The 20,685-nt window shown below is 33.6% G+C and carries 21 protein-coding genes and 1 pseudogene; 12 read left to right on the forward strand and 10 right to left on the reverse strand.

The features are described 5' to 3' along the window. Positions 1-90 precede the first annotated feature (90 nt). Positions 91-1,059 carry an NAD(P)/FAD-dependent oxidoreductase gene (locus QM874_RS05185; RefSeq protein WP_281334690.1) on the forward strand — a complete coding sequence of 323 codons (969 nt, stop codon included), beginning with the start codon at positions 91-93 and terminating at the stop codon, positions 1,057-1,059. Positions 1,060-1,442: 383 nt separating this feature from the next. Here the strand turns inward: QM874_RS05185 and QM874_RS05190 are convergent, their stop codons facing one another. From QM874_RS05190 to QM874_RS05215, 6 genes are all read right to left on the reverse strand, one after another. Further along, positions 1,443-2,822, reverse strand: a complete 1,380-nt coding sequence (locus QM874_RS05190; RefSeq protein WP_414316483.1) for a sensor histidine kinase — start codon at positions 2,820-2,822, stop codon at positions 1,443-1,445. Then, positions 2,813-3,472, reverse strand: a complete 660-nt coding sequence (locus tag QM874_RS05195; protein WP_281334692.1) for a response regulator transcription factor — start codon at positions 3,470-3,472, stop codon at positions 2,813-2,815. The genes QM874_RS05190 and QM874_RS05195 overlap by 10 nt, the downstream gene beginning before the upstream one ends. A gap of 19 nt (positions 3,473-3,491) precedes the next feature. After that, the gene (locus tag QM874_RS05200; RefSeq protein WP_414316484.1) at positions 3,492-4,229 is read right to left on the reverse strand and encodes a lantibiotic immunity ABC transporter MutG family permease subunit; all 738 of its coding nucleotides are present in this window, start codon (positions 4,227-4,229) and stop codon (positions 3,492-3,494) included. Continuing rightward, positions 4,229-4,966: a lantibiotic immunity ABC transporter MutE/EpiE family permease subunit gene (locus tag QM874_RS05205; protein WP_281334694.1), complete on the reverse strand. Its 738-nt coding sequence runs from the start codon at positions 4,964-4,966 to the stop codon at positions 4,229-4,231. Before QM874_RS05205 ends, QM874_RS05200 begins: the two co-directional genes overlap by 1 nt. A 3-nt stretch (positions 4,967-4,969) precedes the next feature. Next, positions 4,970-5,665: a lantibiotic protection ABC transporter ATP-binding protein gene (locus QM874_RS05210; RefSeq protein WP_414316485.1), complete on the reverse strand. Its 696-nt coding sequence runs from the start codon at positions 5,663-5,665 to the stop codon at positions 4,970-4,972. A gap of 443 nt (positions 5,666-6,108) precedes the next feature. Beyond that, positions 6,109-6,405 (reverse strand): hypothetical protein, encoded by a 297-nt coding sequence (locus tag QM874_RS05215; RefSeq protein ID WP_414316580.1) that lies wholly within the window; start codon positions 6,403-6,405, stop codon positions 6,109-6,111. A gap of 55 nt (positions 6,406-6,460) precedes the next feature. Between QM874_RS05215 and QM874_RS05220 the strand changes: the two genes are divergently transcribed. Beyond that, entirely contained in the window at positions 6,461-7,141 is a 681-nt protein-coding gene (locus QM874_RS05220; protein ID WP_414316486.1) for a DUF4145 domain-containing protein, read from the forward strand. Here QM874_RS05220 and QM874_RS05225 read toward each other — a convergent pair. Together QM874_RS05225 and QM874_RS05230 are read right to left on the reverse strand one after the other, a co-directional pair. Then, on the reverse strand, positions 7,117-7,329 hold the full coding sequence (locus QM874_RS05225; RefSeq protein WP_414316487.1) for a hypothetical protein: 213 nt from the start codon (positions 7,327-7,329) through the stop codon (positions 7,117-7,119). The genes QM874_RS05220 and QM874_RS05225 overlap by 25 nt on opposite strands. Before the next feature lie 63 nt (positions 7,330-7,392). Next, positions 7,393-7,656, reverse strand: a complete 264-nt coding sequence (locus QM874_RS05230) for a hypothetical protein (protein ID WP_414316488.1) — start codon at positions 7,654-7,656, stop codon at positions 7,393-7,395. 155 nt (positions 7,657-7,811) lie between these two features. Here QM874_RS05230 and QM874_RS05235 point away from each other — a divergent pair, with 155 nt between their 5' ends. The 3 genes and pseudogenes from QM874_RS05235 to QM874_RS05245 all read left to right on the forward strand — a co-directional run bounded on the left by QM874_RS05235 (position 7,812) and on the right by QM874_RS05245 (position 11,051). After that, positions 7,812-8,525 (forward strand): XRE family transcriptional regulator, encoded by a 714-nt coding sequence (locus QM874_RS05235; protein WP_414316489.1) that lies wholly within the window; start codon positions 7,812-7,814, stop codon positions 8,523-8,525. A 140-nt stretch (positions 8,526-8,665) separates the two neighbouring features. Then, positions 8,666-9,616, forward strand: coding sequence for an Abi family protein (locus tag QM874_RS05240; protein ID WP_414316490.1), 951 nt, complete (start codon positions 8,666-8,668; stop codon positions 9,614-9,616). A 128-nt stretch (positions 9,617-9,744) separates the two neighbouring features. Beyond that, positions 9,745-11,051: pseudogene (locus tag QM874_RS05245) on the forward strand (transposase). Between the two features lie 253 nt (positions 11,052-11,304). On the opposite strand, the gene QM874_RS05250 reads toward QM874_RS05245, so the two are convergent. Continuing rightward, positions 11,305-14,067, reverse strand: coding sequence for an SEC10/PgrA surface exclusion domain-containing protein (locus QM874_RS05250; RefSeq protein WP_414316491.1), 2,763 nt, complete (start codon positions 14,065-14,067; stop codon positions 11,305-11,307). 204 nt (positions 14,068-14,271) lie between these two features. Here QM874_RS05250 and QM874_RS05255 point away from each other — a divergent pair, with 204 nt between their 5' ends. Then, complete coding sequence (locus QM874_RS05255) at positions 14,272-14,619, forward strand: helix-turn-helix domain-containing protein (RefSeq protein ID WP_000835676.1); 348 nt, start codon at positions 14,272-14,274, stop codon at positions 14,617-14,619. A gap of 30 nt (positions 14,620-14,649) precedes the next feature. Here the strand turns inward: QM874_RS05255 and QM874_RS05260 are convergent, their stop codons facing one another. Next, the gene (locus QM874_RS05260; protein ID WP_414316492.1) at positions 14,650-15,234 is read right to left on the reverse strand and encodes a hypothetical protein; all 585 of its coding nucleotides are present in this window, start codon (positions 15,232-15,234) and stop codon (positions 14,650-14,652) included. A 184-nt stretch (positions 15,235-15,418) separates the two neighbouring features. Between QM874_RS05260 and QM874_RS05265 the strand changes: the two genes are divergently transcribed. The 6 genes from QM874_RS05265 (at position 15,419) to QM874_RS05290 (ending at position 20,544) form a co-directional block, all read left to right on the forward strand. After that, on the forward strand, positions 15,419-15,742 hold the full coding sequence (locus tag QM874_RS05265) for a hypothetical protein (protein ID WP_223140057.1): 324 nt from the start codon (positions 15,419-15,421) through the stop codon (positions 15,740-15,742). Positions 15,743-15,745: 3 nt separating this feature from the next. Then, the gene (locus QM874_RS05270; protein WP_414316493.1) at positions 15,746-16,915 is read left to right on the forward strand and encodes a P-loop NTPase fold protein; all 1,170 of its coding nucleotides are present in this window, start codon (positions 15,746-15,748) and stop codon (positions 16,913-16,915) included. After that, positions 16,912-17,529, forward strand: a complete 618-nt coding sequence (locus tag QM874_RS05275; RefSeq protein WP_414316494.1) for a hypothetical protein — start codon at positions 16,912-16,914, stop codon at positions 17,527-17,529. The genes QM874_RS05270 and QM874_RS05275 overlap by 4 nt, the downstream gene beginning before the upstream one ends. A 188-nt stretch (positions 17,530-17,717) precedes the next feature. Further along, the gene (locus tag QM874_RS05280; protein WP_414316495.1) at positions 17,718-18,953 is read left to right on the forward strand and encodes a replication protein RepA; all 1,236 of its coding nucleotides are present in this window, start codon (positions 17,718-17,720) and stop codon (positions 18,951-18,953) included. 63 nt (positions 18,954-19,016) lie between these two features. Next, positions 19,017-19,358 carry a DUF771 domain-containing protein gene (locus QM874_RS05285; protein WP_414316496.1) on the forward strand — a complete coding sequence of 114 codons (342 nt, stop codon included), beginning with the start codon at positions 19,017-19,019 and terminating at the stop codon, positions 19,356-19,358. A 55-nt stretch (positions 19,359-19,413) separates the two neighbouring features. Continuing rightward, on the forward strand, positions 19,414-20,544 hold the full coding sequence (locus QM874_RS05290; protein WP_414316497.1) for a site-specific integrase: 1,131 nt from the start codon (positions 19,414-19,416) through the stop codon (positions 20,542-20,544). Positions 20,545-20,685: the final 141 nt, after the last annotated feature.

Below are 20,685 nucleotides of genomic sequence, written 5' to 3' on the forward strand. Positions count from 1 at the left end.
TTTATATGAAAATTTTCTTCCCCCTACTTCATTTTAAATTGGTAGAAAATATGATAGAATAAAATGATAGAAATGAATTAAGGAGAAACCATGTCTGAACTATATGATATTACCATTGTAGGAGGTGGACCTGTCGGTCTTTTCGCAGCCTTTTATGCTCACCTTCGTCAAGCCAAAGTACAAATCATCGATTCTCTTCCTCAACTAGGTGGTCAACCTGCCATCCTATATCCTGAAAAACAAATTCTCGATGTTCCAGGTTTTCCAAACCTCACAGGGGAAGAATTGACTAACCGCCTTTTGGAACAACTTGAAGGGTTTGAGACACCTATTCACCTCAATGAAACTGTTCTTGAGATTGAAAAAGAGGATGATGTTTTTAAGATTACAACTAATAAGGGAAATCATACTTCTAAAACCGTTATTATTGCTATGGGAGGCGGTGCTTTTAAACCACGTCCACTCGAATTAGAAGGTGTTGAAGGCTATGACAATATCCACTACCACGTTTCTAACATTCAACAATACGCTGGTCAGAAGGTAACCATTCTGGGCGGTGGTGACTCTGCCGTTGACTGGGCTTTAGCTTTTGAAAAGATTGCTCCAACTACACTTGTGCACCGTCGCGATAACTTCCGTGCTCTTGAGCATAGCGTCCAAGCCTTGCAAGAGTCTTCGGTAACTATCAAAACACCATTTGTGCCGAGTCAACTTCTTGGTGACGGCCAAACTCTTGACAAGCTTGAAATCACAAAAGTCAAATCCGATGAAACCGAAAGCGTTGAACTCGACCACCTCTTTGTCAACTATGGCTTTAAATCTTCTGTAGGTAATCTTAAAAAATGGGGATTAGAACTGAACCGCCACAAGATTATCGTCAATAGCAAGCAAGAGTCAAGCCAAGCTGGAATTTATGCTATCGGTGACTGCTGCTACTACGAAGGTAAGATTGACTTGATTGCAACAGGTCTTGGTGAAGCACCAACTGCCGTCAATAATGCTATCAACTATATCGACCCAGAACAAAAAGTACAACCAAAACACTCAACAAGCCTATAATGTCAAAATTACAACTTTATTAAAAAATCAAGTGAAATTTCATGATAAAACGCATAATAACAAGTATCCAAAGAACTTGCTATTATGCGTTTTTATGATTTTAAAAACTTTTCCACTAACCACCTTTATTTGCTTTTTATATAAAGTTTAATACTTATTGATTAGTTTTTTAATATTTCCCCTCATTCCGACATATTCAGACTAACAAACTCTGTGCACCGTATAAGTAATACTAGATAATATTCTATTCTTAGTGTAATTTGTAGTGAAAGTTCGAAGTTAAAATTTACAAATTAACGTTAAATACAGTTATGAACATGTTATAAAGTATGATGTTAGTAGCTGTTAGATTAATTATTACATAAGTTAAGTGTTAAACTGGCTCATTTATTATTCTGTATCGGTAATATAAATTTAACTTCAGCACCACGACAAGCTTCTCTATTTTTCAAGATTACTGATCCACCATGTAATTTAATTATTTGTTCAGTAATAAATAGTCCAATACCATAATTGGTTGTAGAATGCCTGCTATAATCTCCACGATAGAACTGTTCTTTTGCGTGAGTTAAATCAATATCAGAAAAACCTTTCCCGTTATCTAATACTGATATTTCTAAAAATTCATCTACAGTTTTTATATTCAATTCCAATGTAACTATTCCATTATTATTTTCAATTGAATTCGCTAAGACATTTTGCAATGCTCTCTCTAAGAGTTTCAAGTCTACACTCATTATACCATCTTCAACTACTACATTAGTTTTTAGATTGTTAGAATTAATTGACATTAGTTCTTTAGAAACTGTTACCAATTGTTCTGATACAGTTTTTACTGCCAACGATTGTGGCTGGTATTCAGTGGCATTAGAATTCTTATTCATGATTAGAAGTGTTTTTATATATTCAGATATTCTATTGCTATTACTCAGTATATAATCTATATAAATACTCTGGTCCTCTGTCACAGATGTCTTTTTAAGCAACTCAGTATTTCCTTGAACAATAGATACTGGGGTTTTCAAGTCATGTATCAAAGCAGAAATCTGTTTTTGCTTGTTTTCTTCCTGTATCCACTCTTTGATTAATGACTCTTGCAAAGCATTTCTCATTTTCTCTAAACTAAATAGAACTTCATTAAATTCTTTGACTCTTGAATAATGCAGGTCAAAATCTAAAGTTTGTTCTGATATTTTTTCGGAAGCAGCAAATATAGGTGAGAGTTGTTTCACAAGATATTTAGCCCATACTATTGTAACAACCAATGTATTTAGTAAACTAACTAGAATTAGAATACTGACATACACTGCGTTGACATTAGGAAAATATTCTGCCATGAATTTATTTGTAAAATAGGGTTTTACTGAATATTGAATAATACAATAACCATCATTTCGTAAAATTTCTATATAGCTATAAGATGGGGTATTATAGACTCTCTCATTATTATAGTATCGAATTGCTCGATCTTCTTCATCTTTACTCATTGAACTAGTAATGATATTTCCATCCTTTGAAATTAATAGATATGAGGCATTATCTGGTATAAGATTTTTGTCAAAGGTCTCTGTATTGGCTATCGCATTCTTCCGCTCATGAATCTGATTTTCTGTGTAATCGGCAGGTAAAATAAATCCTAATGAATACATGGTGTTGAACATCAGAATTACTAAACCAAGTGAAAGAAACAATACAATTCCTACACTTATTAGATATTCTAAAAATATTATTCTTAGCGATTGCCCTTTTAATTTTATTCCCATTTATATCCAATTCCCCATACAGTTACAACTGGAGATACACCTTCCTTCTGTAATTTTGCGCGAATATTCTTAATATGTTCTGAAATAGCTGAAGAATTACCTATTCCATCATATCCAAATATCATCTCATAAATCTGTTCTCTTGAAAATACTTGCCCACGCCTACGAGCTAGAAGTTCACAAATTCGATACTCAGATTTTGTAAAAGAAATTTTCTTATCATTTACATAAATTATATTCGCTGATAAATCAAATCTAATTTCTCCAAGATTTAAACTTAAATGTCTCTCTCGGTTTTCTCGACGTAAATGGGCATCAACTCTCGCAATTAATTCATTTACTCCAAAAGGTTTTAAAATGTAATCATCAGCTCCTGTTGAAAAACCCGAAACAATGTCACTTTCCAAAGATTTTGCAGTTAAAAATAAGATGGGACAGTCTACTCTATCTCTAATAGATTTACAATAAGATATACCATCGATTTTTGGCATCATTATATCTAACAAGATTAAATCATACTCTGATAATTTAGAAATAGGTACTTCTGTTGGATTTTGAAAAATATCTACATGATATAATTTTTGTGTTAAAATATTTTTGATTAAGACCAAAAGATCCATTTCATCATCTATAGCTAATATTTTCACCATCTTATTACCACCTTCATTTCTATTCCATATTAGTTCTGCCGTTCCATTTATTAAACCAAATCAAACTTACAAATAACATTACAACTATTATTGGTGTTGCAACTAAAGACCATTTAAAAAATTCAAAATAAAATGAGTTTTCACCTGAAATTTTATCTACAAAATAAAGACCACAAAGCCTTGAAGGCCATGAACTTGGTAAGTAATACCAAATATTATCCCCCATACTTGTAACAGCAAGTAGCGCTATCAAAGTTTCAAAGAAACCAAGACCAATAGAGGCTCCACTCCCAAATCTGAGGCTAATAACCAGATGTATTAAATATAACGGAACAACTCCTATAATAATTAAGACTAATTCCAATACCAAATCATAAAATTCTTGATAATTAAAAAGCATCAAAAAACTACTTTGGAGTAAAATAAGTGATAGTGATGCACACAACAATAAAGATAATAACTTACCTATATACATACTAGTTCTTGATTGCGAACCAGTTAACATTATCTGAAAGCAACCAGCTTCTGCTTCCATTTCTATTACCTTTGCAGTAATGAAACCAATAACAATCGGGAACAATGCACCTAATGTAATCAAATAATTTAATGTGACATCCTCTATTGAATACCTACTTAAGCCCGTAAATTTAAAACCAGCATATATCATAATCACAAATAGTATTGGGAGTAACAGATATAACCAGGGTAACCAAGTATGTTTTATCTTATATAACTCAGATTTTAAAATATTTTTCACTATCTTACCTCCTGTTTTGCAAACCAAATAGATGATAAGTAAGATAATAGAAGAAATAACAGAATTGAGAAGATACATGGAGGAAAAATTGATGTGTTTAACATCATATTTTCTGCATCTGCTGGTAGTCCATTTGGCATAATTTTCAGCATTGGAACCATCGTTCTTATACTCCAACTATATGGAGATAACAGCCAATAATTTCCAGTAGAAAACACAATTCCAAGTGCAACACCAAATAAACCATTTATCATAAGACTAGTAGAAAAACCAAACTTTTTAGCTAATAGTAGGCAAAATGGAATTTGCCATATGCTTGATACCACTAATACTATACTTGAAACTAATAAAGTACTAAAGCTATAGCTTAAAAATATTTGATCTCCAAAAATAAATTGTACAATTAAAACTGCTATCAAATGAACCAAACTGGCCATCAGAATCAAACAGCTTGCCACTATAATTTTTGATATCCAAATCTTTCGCAAATCAATACTGAGAGGATAAACTGCCCTATATTTTATTTTTTTATCTTCGTATCGATTCATTAAAGCAGGAATCAGTGCATAAGTTATTGGCATAATTATAGTATACCACCAATTATATGAATCTACTGTAAAATATGGTGGTACCAGTAAATAAGATAGAATTATCAAAGATATAGGTATTATATAGATTATTTTTTTTAAAAAAGTTCTTTTATATTTTAAATAATCACCAAGAATATAATTCATCATTTTTTAATTCTCCTTCTTTACTACTTCCAAAAATAAATTTTCTAAACTTTCTTGAGAGTCTTTTATATCTTGGTATTTTAATTCACCTTCACATATTATCCCGATATAATCTGCAACTTGCTCAACTTCGGAAATATTATGGCTGGATAGAATTACTGTAATGCCTTGTTTTGGGAAGCCAAGAATCATCTCCCTTAATTCTTGAATTCCCAATGGATCTAAGCCATTGGTTGGTTCATCTAAAATTAATAATTTAGGATTATTTAACAGTGCTATTGCAATTCCTAATCGTTGTTTCATTCCCAAAGAAAATTTTCCACTTCTTTTTTTACCTGTATTTGATAGACCAACGATTTTTAGAACTTCATCAATTCTTGATTCGGGTAATCCAAGTAACATTGTTCTAACTTTTAAATTTTCTCTTGCACTTAAGTTCTCATATAAGGGAGGTAGCTCTATCAAGGCACCAATTTGTTCGAGATCCTTTCTACTCCATGTATGATCATTAAATATAATATCTCCGGACGATTTGTGGAGCATTCCTGTTATCATCTTTAGTGTTGTTGATTTCCCAACACCATTTGGACCAAGTAATCCGTAGATACAATTCTCTTTCACTTGTAATGAAATATTATTCACTACAAGTTGATTCCCAAATTTCTTTGACAAATTCCTTGTCTCTAAAATATTTTTTTCCATTTTGATCCTCCTTAAATTTACACTTCAATAATAAAATATAAATTTAAAGATTTTATAAAGAAAATACATAACTTTTATTGATTTAAAAAAATAAACTATAAATACGCAATTTAATGAAGATAGGAGTATCCTCAGTTTAATATCCTGGATAAATTTTACCTCATTCTGCTCTAATCTAGATAAATAACATCTAAGTAAATCGTTACAAGATACCTGTCACATTTTTTTTATATAAATTTGAGATCCAAAAAAAGATTCGAATTATAAATTTAAAATTTTTAACATTCTATCCAGAACCTTAATTTTTTTAAAGCAACTAAGCTCCTTAAAATGAAAATTCTACTGAATGAAACTTCAGTAGAATTTTTAGGATTTGAGGTTATTTTAAAAATTTTTAAACATCAATCTCGATGTATCTTTTTTGAACATCAATATATTATATTTTACAGTTCATCTGCAAAATGATTGATAAATTCCACTCTCTCTACTCCGTCGAGAAATATCCCGTCGACGAATACAGCAGGATGGTTTCTTCTTGCCGTCAATAGCACATCGTGATCTGATGTTTTTACTAACACAGTTCTGTTAGTTATCCTTACCCTCGTCTCACTTTCCAGCGCCCTGAGTTCAATCTCATGAGCGACTTGTCTCAATAGCTTCTCACACGCTATTTTAGCTTCTCTGTACGTTGTAGATTTACTGATGACGTAATCAGCAAGTTCAATGACTTTATCTTCCAATTCTAACTACCTTTCAAATATGGTATAATCAAAATAAAATGATTGGAGAAATCTTATGGATCCTAGTAAACTATTCTGCTTGTTTTGCGGTTGCTCTGTTCCAAATCACAACGATACTTTTCGAGAAGATGAGCACTACTTTTTGATTCGTCGTCCACATTTTGCCAGCGAAGAAAATTTTAGTGACAAAATAACAATACAAACAATGAATTGTCCAAATTGCCATAAAGTTTCAATCGACATCGTGGGCGTAGGAAGTCAATTTCCAAATCGCATTACACACTTCAATCCAATTTCTCTCGCTAAAGCCTATCCAGATTACATTCCACAAACTATCAGAAGTGATTATGAAGAAGCTCACGCTATCTTAAATCTCAGCCCGAAAGCTTCTGCCACCCTCTCTAGGCGTTGCCTTCAAGGAATGATTAGGGATTTTTGGGGGATTTCGAAAGCAAGATTAGTAGATGAGATAGACGCTTTAAAAGATATTGTTGACCCAAGTACTAAAAAGGTACTTGATGCCCTACGAAAACTTGGGAACATTGGAGCTCATCCAGAAAAAGATATAAATCTCATAGTGGATATTGAACCCAATGAGGCTCACCTGTTGCTGAAATTCATAGAATTACTTATGCAAAAATGGTATATTGAACGCCATGACAACGAGCAATTACTACAAGATATTTTAGATTTGGACAAAGATAAACAAAATCAACGCAAATCTAAAAATTCTTGATAATACGGAGAACAATGATCTAATTCAAATATTAGATCGCCGTCCCTATTGTAATATTGCTCGACAATTCGAATTTTATCCGCTTCAGTTCCTTCGCCTCTCAAAATCGAAAGGTGGATAACTTTTTCAACCTTCAATCCATCAGGTCTACCACGTCTATCGTGGTATTTTTCTTTTTGTCCTGGCATTTCCCTACTCCTTTCTCTTTTTTTCGCTCTGTGAGCAATAACTAGGAGGGGAATTGCGCCCCTCTACGCTACTCTACCTTCTTTCGCTTCTTCAACCTTTTCAAGAACCAAGATTGTAAGAGCCATTTCTTGAAAGTCCTTGTCATCAAATCCGATGACGTCGCCGTAAACTCTGATTGTGTTATACAATTCGTACATATCATCTGATGATGGCTTTTCACGATCTAGGATTTCTCCAAGTTTCAATGAACGTTCTCTGCGATTATTAACTTGTAAGACTTCTTTTGCTAGTGCGATTTGTTCTTGTGTTGTAAGCCCTTTGTTCATGGTGTTTCCCTCCGGTTTGTTTTTTCTTATTTCCTTAAGCTTGATTTGTTTATATCTCGAGATATAAACAAAGAACTTTTTATCTCTTTTTGAGATTTTTTTGTTTGTTTTTTTGTCACATTAGTATATAATAAAAAAGAAAGGAGTTAATTGATATGAATATACTAGGGAACTCAATTAAAGAGGTGAGAAAATCCAAAAAGTTAACTCAAAAAAAACTTGCCGAGCTGACAGGTTTTAAACAAAATACAATTTCTAACCATGAAAATGGTAATAGACAATTAGATGAAGGAGATATAAGAATATATGCTCAGGCTTTGGGGGTATCGCCTCAATATTTATTTGATTTGTCGAAGCCTTCATCTGTTGATTTTTCTGCTCCCACTTCCTCAATCCAAACCATCTACGATGAACTAACTCCTCCAAGGCAAACCAAAGTCTTGACCTACGCAGAGAAGCAACGGGATGAGCAGAGGAACGAAGTGTCGGAAGTCATTCAGCTCTATAGTTACGACTACTACGACCACCCAGCTTCTGCAGGTACAGGGCAGTACTTGAACGATGTGCAAGTGGAACGGATTGAGTTACCAGTAGATATTGATGCCGATTTTGTCATCCCCATTAAAGGGGACTCCATGGATCCTGACTATCACGATGGCGACCTGGTATTCATTCAGACCAGCGTGGATTTGAATGACGGCGTTATTGGAGTGTTCAACTACAACAGCGATGCTTATATCAAGCAGCTTGTTATTGATAAAGACCAATCCTACTTACACAGCCTAAATCCATCCTACAAGGACATGCCAATCACACCAGAAACAGACTTCCGAATTATTGGCGAGGTTGTGGATTTGTATAGAGGCTAGAGGAAACAAAATTTAACAAAATGCTTGACAAAGATCAAGTAATACAGTAAAATGGAGATAATTTAGAAAGAAAAGTGTCAGTAACTCTACGGGGTCTGATGCGGAAAGAGTCTTCTCCATTTACTTGGAGGAGGCTTTTTTTGAAACCATTTAAAACATTGGAACAGCAACTTGATATGCTCAAGGATAGAAATCTTGCTATCACCAATAAAGAGCGTACATTAAAATACTTATTAAGCAACAACTACTACAATATCATCAACGGATACAGTAAGTTCTTTCAGATAACGGGTAGTGATAATTATATAGAGGGCGTTACCTTCGATGAAGTGGCTTCTCTTTATACTTTCGACAAGGATATTAAAAGAGCAATATTGCAATCTATACTTGAAGCAGAGCATCATATAAAATCTATTACAGCTCATAGATTTGCAGAGGCTTATCAAAACCAACAATATGCTTATCTCGACACTAAAAACTATGACAACGATAAAATCCTCGATGTAGGCTATATCATTTCTAAACTCTCCAGAATTGTGAACTATAATAAAAATAGACGTGGAACTTCTATCAACCACTACTATACTAACCACAAAGATGTCCCAATCTGGGTTTTGACTGACTACTTGGAATTTGGGGATACACGACATATTATCGAAAATTTGCCAACTTGTCTTCAAAATAAAATTGCAAAGGATTTAGTTAGTTTTATAAAAACAAACAATCATAATTTCACTGGTGTATTCCCTCCAGAAACTATGATTTCTTTTTTAAAAAATATCAACCAAACAAGAAATGTATGTGCTCACAACAACAGACTACTCAACTATAATTGTAGTGCAAATAGTGTCTGCTTTGCTCCTATCCATGATGATTTCAATTTACAAGACGACAATTCCAGAAAATCAGTTTACTCAACAGTTGTAAGTTTGCAGTGTTTCATCAGTTCTGAAGAATTCAATCGCTTATGGAATACTCTCAGAAAGAAAGTTAGAAAACTTGAAAATAAGCTAAAATCCGTTGATATAAACATCATAAATGCTACCTTAGGGTTTCCTGATGATTGGCACTGTAATGAACCAAGAATATAAATAAAGGCTCTATAATTTCTGTAGTGGGTAAAACCACCATAGGAATTATGGAGCCTATTTTGTTGTAGAAAAAAAGTCCCATAAGACCTATAATGAAAAGTGACCAAACCATCATTAGAAAGAATCTTATGGAACAATTAAATTTTATCACAAACTTACTCGAAATTAAAGACAAGAACATCATAATCTTGGATTATCTTGATGCTGGAACGCATAAAGAAATCATCGCTAAGCTAGATTATCCTGCTCCTAAGTGTCATCACTGCCTAGGTCAAATGACTAAATATGACTTCCAGAAAGAATCTAAAATCCCCTATCTAGAGTGTGCAGGCTATAAGACACTCATTCGATTGAGAAAACGCCGTTTCCGTTGTAAAGTCTGCGGGAAAATAGCTGTCGCAGAGACTTCCTTAGTCAAAAAGAATCACCAAATCGCGACCATCGTCAACCAGAAAATCACTCAAAAATTAATCGAGAAAGTCTCTATGACGGCTATCGCAGAAAGTCTATCTGTCTCTACTTCGACAGTCATTCGTAAATTGAAAGAATTCAAATTCAAGACAGATTTATCTTTCCTTCCAACCCACATGTCTTGGGATGAATACAGCTTCAAGAAAGATAAGATGAGCTTTATTGCACAGGATTTTGATTCCAGAAAGATCGTAACTATCCTGGATGGACGAACTCAAGTGACTATTCGCAATCATTTTCTTCGTTATTCTAGTCAGGTGAGAAGTCGCGTGAAAGTCATTACAATGGATATGTTTAGTCCCTATTACGATATTGCCAGAAAACTTCGCTTGCGAATTTCAAGGCTCAGGCTGAAACAGTTCCCCAGACTGTTTCACTCCCAAATGCTAAAATCGTTCTCGACCGCTTTCACATTGTCCAACATCTCAGTCGAGCTATGAATCGTCTTCGCATCCAAGTCATGAATCGTTTTGATCGTAAATCGCACGAATATAGAGCATTAAAACGTTACTGGAAACTCATTCAACAGGATAGCCGTAAACTTAGTGATAAACGTTTTTATCGCCCTACTTTTCGCTCGCACTTGACCAATAATGAGATTCTCGAAAAGCTCCTTGCATACTCTCAAGAACTTAGAAAGCACTATGAACTCTATCAACTATTACTGTTTCATTTCCAAGAGAAACAAACAGACCATTTCTTTGAACTGATTGAAGAAACGATTTCTTGTGTAAATCCTATTTTTCAAACTGTTTTTAAGACCTTTTTGAAAGACAAGGACAAAATCATGAACGCACTGGAACTGCCCTACTCAAACGCGAAACTAGAGGCTACTAATAACCTCATTAAGGTCATCAAGCGCAATGCTTTTGGCTTCCGGAACTTTAAAAACTTTAAAACTAGAATCCTCATTGCTTTGAACATCAAAAAGGAGAGAACCATGTTGGTTCTCTCCAGGTTATAACTTTTCATCAACCCACTACAGTTTTATCTTAGTTAAAATAAGTTAGAATATGTAAGTGAGTATCAGATATACCAAGACATCGTCACCATCTAAGGTATATTCAAAATACAAAAGTTGACCAAAGGTTGACCAACTAGATTTCTGAATATCCTTATATATTCATTCACAAAATTGGTTTAAATAGCGTAGTCTTTTAAACTAGTTTTGTGAATCCAAAAAATCTTCCTATATAATAAGAAGATTTTTTATTATTCTAATTTTTTCTACGTACTGTTACGAGTCCAAATGTTCCTAAAATTGCACCGATTACCAACATCGCAACACTTGAAGTTTCTCCTGTATTTGGTAATGTTTTTGCACGTTCTACTCGTGAGTAAGTCACTTTTTCGTTTTCTACTACTTTAACGGCTGGTGCTGAGTATGTTTCACGTTTTTCTTTCACAACAATATTCCCTTGTGCATCGACAGTAACTTCTTTGCCTGCATCAAGAGCTTTTTTCAACTCGTCAACATTGACAGTAGGAAGAGTTTCAGCAACTGGTGCATCTTTAGGCACTGCAACGATTGTACCGTCAGGAAGTTGTTTCACAATGCTACCTTTAGCGTCTTCTTTAGCTAGTTCTTCAAGATTTAGTTCAGGAAGTGTTTCAGCAACTGGTGTATCTTTAGGAACAGCAACAATTGTTCCGTCAGGAAGTGTTTTAACAATGCTATCTTTAGCATCTTCTTTAGCAAGTGCATCAAGATTCAATTCAGGGAGAGTTTCAGCAGTTGGAGCTACTTTAGGGATAGCAATTACTGTTCCGTCAGGAAGTGTTGCAACAACGTTTTCTTGAGCTTTCTCTGCAAGGTCAACGAGTTTAACATATGTTGCTTCAAGTTCTGCAAGTTTAGCTTCTTCAGCTTTTTGTGCAGTCAACAAATTTTCAAGCTTAGACTGTGCCGTAGTGAGTTCAGCTTTTGCTTGTGCCAATTTAGCTTCAGCTTTAGCTTGAGCGTCTTGAGCATTTGCTAGAGCAACAGGTGCGTCTAAATATGTTTGCAATTGTTCAGCCAATTCTTTAGCTTCTTTAACAAGAGCATCTTTTTCAGCAAGAAGTTTAGCAACTTGTTTGTTCAAATTGCTTAGTTTAGTTTCTTGGTTTTCAAGTTTGGCTGAAGCATTTTCAAGAGCTTGTGACGCAGTTGTTTTAGCAGTTTTAGCTTCTTTAAGTGCGTCTTGAGCTTTTTCAAGAGCAGTTTTCTTGTCTGTTAGACTTGCTGAGAAGTTAGCGACTGCTTCGCTTGCTGTAGCTTCACGTTTCTTAGCATTTTCAAGAGCAATGTTTGCCAAACGTAGGTTGTTTTCGGCAACTTGAGCTTGAAGTGGTGTAGCCATTGCATCAGCAAGGACTTTTTCAGCATCAGTCTTCAAGTTTAGGGCGCTTGCGTAGTCAGTTGAAGCTTGTGTCAAAGCATTTTTAGCATTTTCTGATGCAGTTGTTGCTTGTTCAAGGTTTGATTCAGCTGTTGCGACTGCTTTTTCAAGAGTTGCGATGTCGGTTTTGTCTTCGATTTTTGAACCAGTATAAATTCCGAAGACGTTAATACTATAAAGTTCACCGTCGATAATACCAAATGAAGCACCAAGGTTTGAAATTGGTTTTTGGATATTTTTTGAGTGTCCCCATTTTGATGGAGCGTCAGCAAATGCTTGAGACATCACAACATTATAAATTTCTTGTTTGACTTTATACATGCTCAATGATGTTCCATATTTAGCAAAGGCGATAGGTCCACCATTTTCACCAAAGTAATCACCAGGTAAGTGACCATTTGTTAGGATACTTTTATTTCTAGCGATATATTTATCCATTTGGTCTTGAGCAGATTTCATTGAACCTGTATTCAATTCAAGTTCTGATAAACCAAGATTTTTACGAATAGCATTTACAACTTTTAAATTATAAAGTGCAAGTTCTTGTTTTTGTTCTTCTGTGATGTTGTTGAAATCAACAATTTTATTATTATCAGCTTCACTGATTTTTGTTGAAGAGTTTTCAATAACAGTTGCACCAGAGTCAGTCATGAAGTCTGAGTCGCCTTCGGCTTTATCTTTCTTGAACTGAGTCAAGTCTGCGATATTTACAATATCAACATTTTTGAGTGCGTCTTGAGCTTTTGTTAACTCATCTTGAGCTGATTGCAATTTAGCGTCTACTGTTTCAGCATGTTGGTTAGCTGTTGTCAATTTTTCTTTAGCTAATTTGACAGCATCATTTTTAGTATTTACATCAGTTTCAGCTGATTTGATAGCTTGGTCGCGGTCTGCATCTGCTTTTGTTGCATTGTTGAACGCAGTTTGTGCGTCAGCGACTGTAGCTTCAGCTTCTTTGACACCTTTTTGAGCGTCTTTTAAGTCTTTCTCAGCATTTGCAAGTCCAGTTCCGTCAAGTGCAGATTCTGCGTTTGCAACAGTTTGTTCAGCACTTTTGACGTCATGAGTTGCTTGTTTAAGATTAGCTTCAGCACTTGCCACGTCTGATTGCTTTTCAGCAAGAACATTAGTTTCAGCTTTGATTTGTTCATTTGTAGCTTCAGTTGCTGTTTGGTTAGTAGTTTGTGCATCAAGGTTCTTAGCTTGAGCATCTTTGACTTGAGCAACTTTTTCAGGTGTTACTTGAGAAGCGATTGCTTCAGCATCTTTAACAGCATTATTTGCATTAGCATATTCTGTTTCAATTGAAGCTACAGTAGCTTCTTTTTCTTGAACACCAGTTTTAGCTGTTTCAATTTTAGCTTCAGCTTCTTTAACAACAGCTTTTTGTGCGTTAAGTGCAGGTTCTACCGTAGAAGGCGCAGGAACGGCACTCTTTTCAAGTGGTTTTACTTCTGACTTAGCAACAAGTGCAGATTCATTGACAGTATTTGTGTCAACTGAAGTTGGAGCAGTTGCTTCTTGAGCAAATACAGGCGCACCAACTGATGCAAGCGCAATCGCTGTTGAAGTTGTAATTGTTTTCAGTTTCTTCATCATTTTCTCCTTGTAAGAGCTAATAGGATTGGTTTGACTGTTAAGTCAAACCATGATATATGTAGTATATCATGCAATTTTATATATTTTATAGCACTATTTTAACACATTTTTAGTTTATAGACAATATTTTTACAAAACTTTGTTTGTATATGGGTTATTTTACAGTTGTCTTCCTTGTATCATGGTATTGAAACGAGGTAGCTTATGAAATCAATTCACTTACAAAAGTATATCGGACAACGAATACGAATCATACGTAAAGAAAAAAATTTAAGTCAGCAAAATCTCAGCGAAAAGGCTGGTGTGGGCATAGATTATATTTCCAACCTTGAAACAAAAGGGTCAAATATAAAGATTGATACACTAGAAAAGATTATCACAGCTCTTAATATCACACCATCAGAGCTATTTGAAAGCCGTATAACCCCAAAGAATCCACATCTAGAGTTATTAGCTGACCAATTAACTCAACTTCCACAAACAAGTCAAGAACAGCTCTTAGAAGCCTTCCAATTACTAATAAAAACCGTAAAAGAAAAACCAAACCGCTAAGAAAAATCCTAGCGGTTATTTTTTATTCATTTATTTTCTTTCCTTATAGTATGCAGATTTATTGTGAGATGAATAACGCTCCATAGCCTTGTAATATTCGAAACTAGATTTTCTATCATCATAAACATCGACAATTGTTAAAATATCACTATCTTTTTGCCACTGTTCAATATCAATAGAAGTAAAAAATTTTTCAAATAAAGCTGTTAGCATAACATCTCGAATCTCTTCTTTTGAGATAGAGCCAGCCCATGACCTAAAAACAGCTTTTTCATGCATATCCTTTAGTTCATCTTCTGTTAGTTCTTCAAAATAGTTTTCACTATCTATGTTGTTTTTATAATCTTTGAACTTATCAAAATCATATCCGCTCTTCTTAACTAAATATCGTTGACACCGTTTCTCTAATCTATCAAGAATTTCATAATTGAATACCTTTGTTCTGTTTCTACCAAAAGTTTTAGATTTAGCCTTATTCCATTCTCCCATAGCTTCCAATTCTGTAACAAATTTTCTACGTAAACTTTTTTTAATATTTTTTGTTTCCTCAATTTGATACTTTTGTATCATGTCATCAATAAATTCAGATAATCTTTTTATTTTTAAATTAGTCATTTTTTATTCCTTAACACTTTCCAATGTATATCGTACATGTAAATTATATATCGTAAATATTGATTTGTCAAATTTAAAATACACATTTTGTAGCTTTTGGAAAAAATTATTGTTAGAATAGACTCATAAAGTTAATGCTTTAGTAGCAAAACTTTAAAATACTTTTTTACAAAGGAGTCCAATTATGGTATTCTATAAAAATTTTTCATCTTACTCAGTAGCAAACGCAGAAGCTGCTCTTGGTAACGAACAAATCATTCTGGTTGGTCTTAAAGCTGAAACTCAAGTCAAATTTGAGGATAACAAACCAACCAACGAAGTAACAGGAAAACAAGTTTGGGTCGCAACTGAAACTCATAATCCTTTCAAAATCAAACTTCCTGCAGATTGTGATATTGATTTATCTGCTTATAAAATTGGTGATTCTATCGAGTTTGAACATTTAGAAGCAATTGAAATGAATCGTAAGATTTATTTTCGTGCAAAAGGTATTAAGAAAGGAAAGTAAAAAATGGTTTTTTTAATGAATAAAAGCCAAAATCAAGCTACATCAGCAACTTCTGCTGGTGTGGCTGAATTTGGCAAAAACAAGTTCGAGTTGGAACAATTCATTTTAAGAAATTTGAATAATGCTCTAGATATTAATAATGAATCATCATATCTTGGTTCGTTTAATATTAAGGTCGCAAGTAATGACACGGGATTCTTTTACATTGCAAATCTCCCGGTCTCGTACTCACTTGATTCGCAACTTTACTTTAATATATTTGCAATTTGTTCTGGTATACTCTACCCTTATAAAACACTCTTACCTCAAAATAATGCTTTCTTTATCCCGTACGACACTACTAATCCAAACTTAGCTCGAGCTTTCTTCTTTCCATGGCTTGATGGGATTCCAACCCGTTTAAAGATTGATAATCTTCCATCTTTTATTAAAGAGAACGTATCAGAAAATGCTCTTCCAATTATGGCGAACAACATTTGTAATATCTCTATGAAATCGGTTACACATTTGGCAGTCAGCGGGGCATCCGGTTCAGGTAAGACACACTTTTTACGTTATTTGATTAGTTGTCTAAAATCATTTACTAACCAAATTATTTGCGTTGACCCAAAACTTTCTGACATTTATTTATTAAGTAAAGAATTAGGTTTGGAAGTATTAGCTCCAAGTCAAGGGGAAAATTTGAACAGCTTCCTGACTGTAGTGAATGAGACTTTATCAAAAATCATCAGAAAGATTTATGAACGAGGAGAGATATTATTAACAAAACCAGATACTAAGTTCGAACGCATTTATATTGTTATTGATGAGCTGTTGGCATTGGTGCAAGGTAGTTCAAAACAAGCACGTGAAGCATTTGGGCAATTGCTTGGGACGATTGCTCTTCTCGGTCGTCAGACTTCGATTTCACTCATTTTATGCAGTCAACGTTTTGATGCAACTGCATTTGCAGGGAATACAGCAGTACGTGAACAAATCAACTGTATCTTTATTCTAGGTGAGATAAATGCGAATACTTGCCAATTCTTATTGCCCAACATCAATGTCGATAATATTGTAGTCCCTTCTGGTATTGGTACAGGTATTGTCAAGTTTACAGATAATGAACACAGAACTCACATCATGCCCTTGCTTACCCCAACATATGATATCGGAAAGGAAAAAATTTCATGAAAAATTATTTGAACAAGTATAATGTAATTAATTTTACAATTTTTATTTTATTAATCTTCTTTATTTTTGAACGTTTAGCAACGTTTTTAATTATTCAAACTCACTTAGAAACCTTCTATTATTTTGTAATGTCTATTTGGATATTGCGTTTAATTACAGTAAGTGCATTTTCTGTCTTATTAATAACAATTGGTATAGATTTTATATCTCGAAGTGCTGATTCTGATTCTTTCATCAATGGCATAAAATCCTATCTAGCTACTAGGAAAATTCGTCGTTATTGTACTCACATCAATGTAGAGCCGTCAATGGAAGAATCTTCACGTTATTTGAATACAAAACAAGTCATTGTAAAGAAAGCCAATCGTTCATTAAAAGCATTGACTGTCACTTATTATAAAGATTATGCAGTATTAAATGGAAGATTGCCCTCAAATAATGAAAGTGCTGATATTATTGAAAAATTATTTCCAAAAATAAAAAAGGAATTAAATTATTTAGATAAAGATTATCAATTCAACGATATTATTAGAGACCCTGAAGGTAAAAATTTTTCATCTGTTGCTAAATGTAATATTGGTGAAGTCTATCCTATTAAAAATAATGATGGTTAATAGTGCGGTGTACTGCTACCGAAGGTAAGCAGGTACACCAGCACATATATGCGGTTCGTTATATGTCTAGGTTGTTGAGTAAAGCTAGTATTACCTTTACTCAACATCAAAGACAAAGACACAAATCGACAAGTCAAAAAGAGTTTTTTACTATCAAGACAAAGACAAAAACGGAGGAAATTTATATTATGTCAAAAGAACTCAACTCTCAATTTAAAGCGAATTCATTTTGTTGTACTCTCAACAATATTGATAAGCTCTTTGATGTTAATGATACAAGTTTTAATGATGAAAAATATTCAGATGAAACTCGAAAACAAGTAGAAGAATTTCGAAATAATCTTGAAGCGAATAAAAAATATAGTCCTGAAGAAATGGTTGAACATCTAATTTATCTCTGGGTAGACGGTAAAGAAGAAACTCGTTCAGCAGCTGCAAATTATGAGATAGGAGATAATGGTAATCATCACTCCCATCTGATTTTAGAAGCAAAAAATCAGACACGTTTTTCAGCTATCAAAAAGCTCTACCCTACTATCCATGTTGAACTGACTCGTGGAACTCGTGAACAAGTCATAGCATATCTAAACAAGACGGGAAAACACGAGGAGAAAGCTCATACGACAGTTGTTCCGATGATGAATCATGGTATCATTGAAGCAAATCAACAAGGCAAACGAAAAGATTTAGACATTATACAAGAACTGCTCGAAGAGGGTCTATCTCCCGAGCAAATTATGCGTCAAAATTTATCTTATCGCAAATTTTCAAAAATGATTAAGGAGCATTATTATCAACTGCAAGTGGCTAACGCTCCACTTGTCAAGAAAATGAAGGTCTATTGGCATTTGGGAGGTTCAGGAACAGGAAAAAGTTATATGCAAGTCCGATTGAAAGAAATATTTGGTATAGAAGATGTTTATGTTTTATCAGATTATGGTACAGGTGGGCTAGATAATTATATGGGGGAATCAATTTTATTTATGGACGAATTTAAAGGGGATATTGATTATCAAGCTTTTTTGAAAATCTTAGACGTATATCCCAATCAAGTCCATGCTCGTTATAGTAATGTATACGCATTGTGGGATAAAATTCATATTTCTAGCATCTTTACCCCAAACCAAATTTATAAAATGTTAGTTGCACCCGACAAACAGAAAAACGACCCTGTAACTCAGCTTTATAGACGTATTCATTACATTGTTTATCATGTCAAAATTGATGATAATCAGTACAAGGAATTAACGTTTGAAATGAAACAATATCTTGAGCTAATAGAACAAAAACAATGTATTGAAGATATTGCTCAAAAATTAATTAGTAAAGGTATAAATATTGTTACTGATGATGTTTTATCAGAAATAAAAAAAGAAATCGCTGATTCCTCTAGTGACCAAACCAAGAAAAACAGCGACAACTAAAGTTAATGGAAACAGTAAATACTATTTCTGCTTCTATTTTATCATAGAATAAGGAAAAATTATATGACAGATAAAATCTCAATTAAAATAGAAAATTTGGAAGTAAATCTTCCTCAAACACACATTATAGTAGAGAAAGATGAATATATTGACTTAAAAAACAAGGCTTCACAGGGGCAATATATGAGCTTATCAGAGGTTTTAGAGATGGTTTCAGTCTCTCGACCTTGGTTACTTGAAAATGTTCTCTATCGGTCTGATATTCGCTCAAAAATTGATATTGATAAAAACAAGGATGGTTTTGTAAAGTATCCTCAGAATCAAGGTGGAAAATACATCTTCCTTGCTTCTAAAACAAGAGCATTTTTTGAACAGCATTTTTCAGAGTTATTAAAAGAAACATGATATAATAGCCAAGACGAATGTCTTGGTTATCTTTTTAAAAAGAAAGGATAATCATATGGCAATTTCATATAGACAAAGAGGTAAAAAGAAAACTTGGGATTATAGAATATTTGATAAAAATAAAAAGGTAGTTGCTTCAGCTTCAGGATTTCAAACGAAAAAAGAAGCAATATTGGAAGCAAGTAAAATTGAATTAGAGTTGTTAAACGGTAATGTAATTGATTCAAATATATCTCTCTATCAATTGTGGCAGAAATGGTATAATCTGCAAATAGTTCCTTTAAGTAAAAGTCAGGGGACAATTGCACATCATAAGCATAGAGGTAAACTTATTTTAGATTATTTCAAAGATAAATCGGCTACTAACATCAATTTTAGTGAGTATCAAGAATTTATCAACGAATACGCAAAAAGAGTTGGAAAAGATACAGTTCGGCGTTTAAATGCGGAAGTTAGAAAAGTCATTCAATTTGCGAAAAAAGATAAGTTATCAATCATTGATTTTACAGACGGTGTTGTTATTACAGGGCAAGCAAGTCGAAAGATAAAAAAAGAAAAAGCTATTACAAGTTCAGAAGATTATCATAAATTATTGAAAGAGGTAAAACATAATATTGAACTGAAGTTTAATATTATTGACTATCTTCTCTTTACTCAACTAAAAACTGGCTTGCGTTTCGGTGAGGTGCTAGGCTTGACATGGGATTGTGTTTTGAATGAAACTCAAGAAGTCAAAACATACAGGCGCTATGACCCTCGAAAGAAAGAATGGCGACCACCAAAAACAGAAACATCAATCAGAACTATTCCAATTGATGCAGAAACATTGAAAATTTTGAATAAACTAAAAGAAATTCAAACTAGAGATATTGAACAAACAAATATTAAAAATAAAGAAAATCATATTTTTTTCGATTTGTATACTATTGTTCCTTCAAATCACGAAGTGAATAAACGTTTAAGAGAGCATCTCAAAAAGTTAAAACTCAATCCTATGGATTTATCAGCTACAGGCATTAGGCACACGTACGCAAGCGTTATGTTAGGCTATGGAATTGATATTTGGGTTATAGCTTCAAACATGGGACACAAAGATATTACACAAATAACTCAAACATACGGTCACTTAATCAAGGAAAAAGAAGAATCCGAAAACAAACGTGTTAGAGAGTTATTAAGTCAATAATTTTTTCTAAAAAAGTTGACCAAAAAGTGACCAAATTCAAAAAAGACCTTGATTTCTCAAGGTCTAATACTATTATATCAACCCACTACAGTTGACAGAGAGCCTGAAAACATTGATAATTCAAGGGGTTACTTTGTATTG

The organism is Streptococcus infantis (assembly GCF_047463615.1).
GTDB classification, from domain to species: domain Bacteria; phylum Bacillota; class Bacilli; order Lactobacillales; family Streptococcaceae; genus Streptococcus; species Streptococcus infantis_X.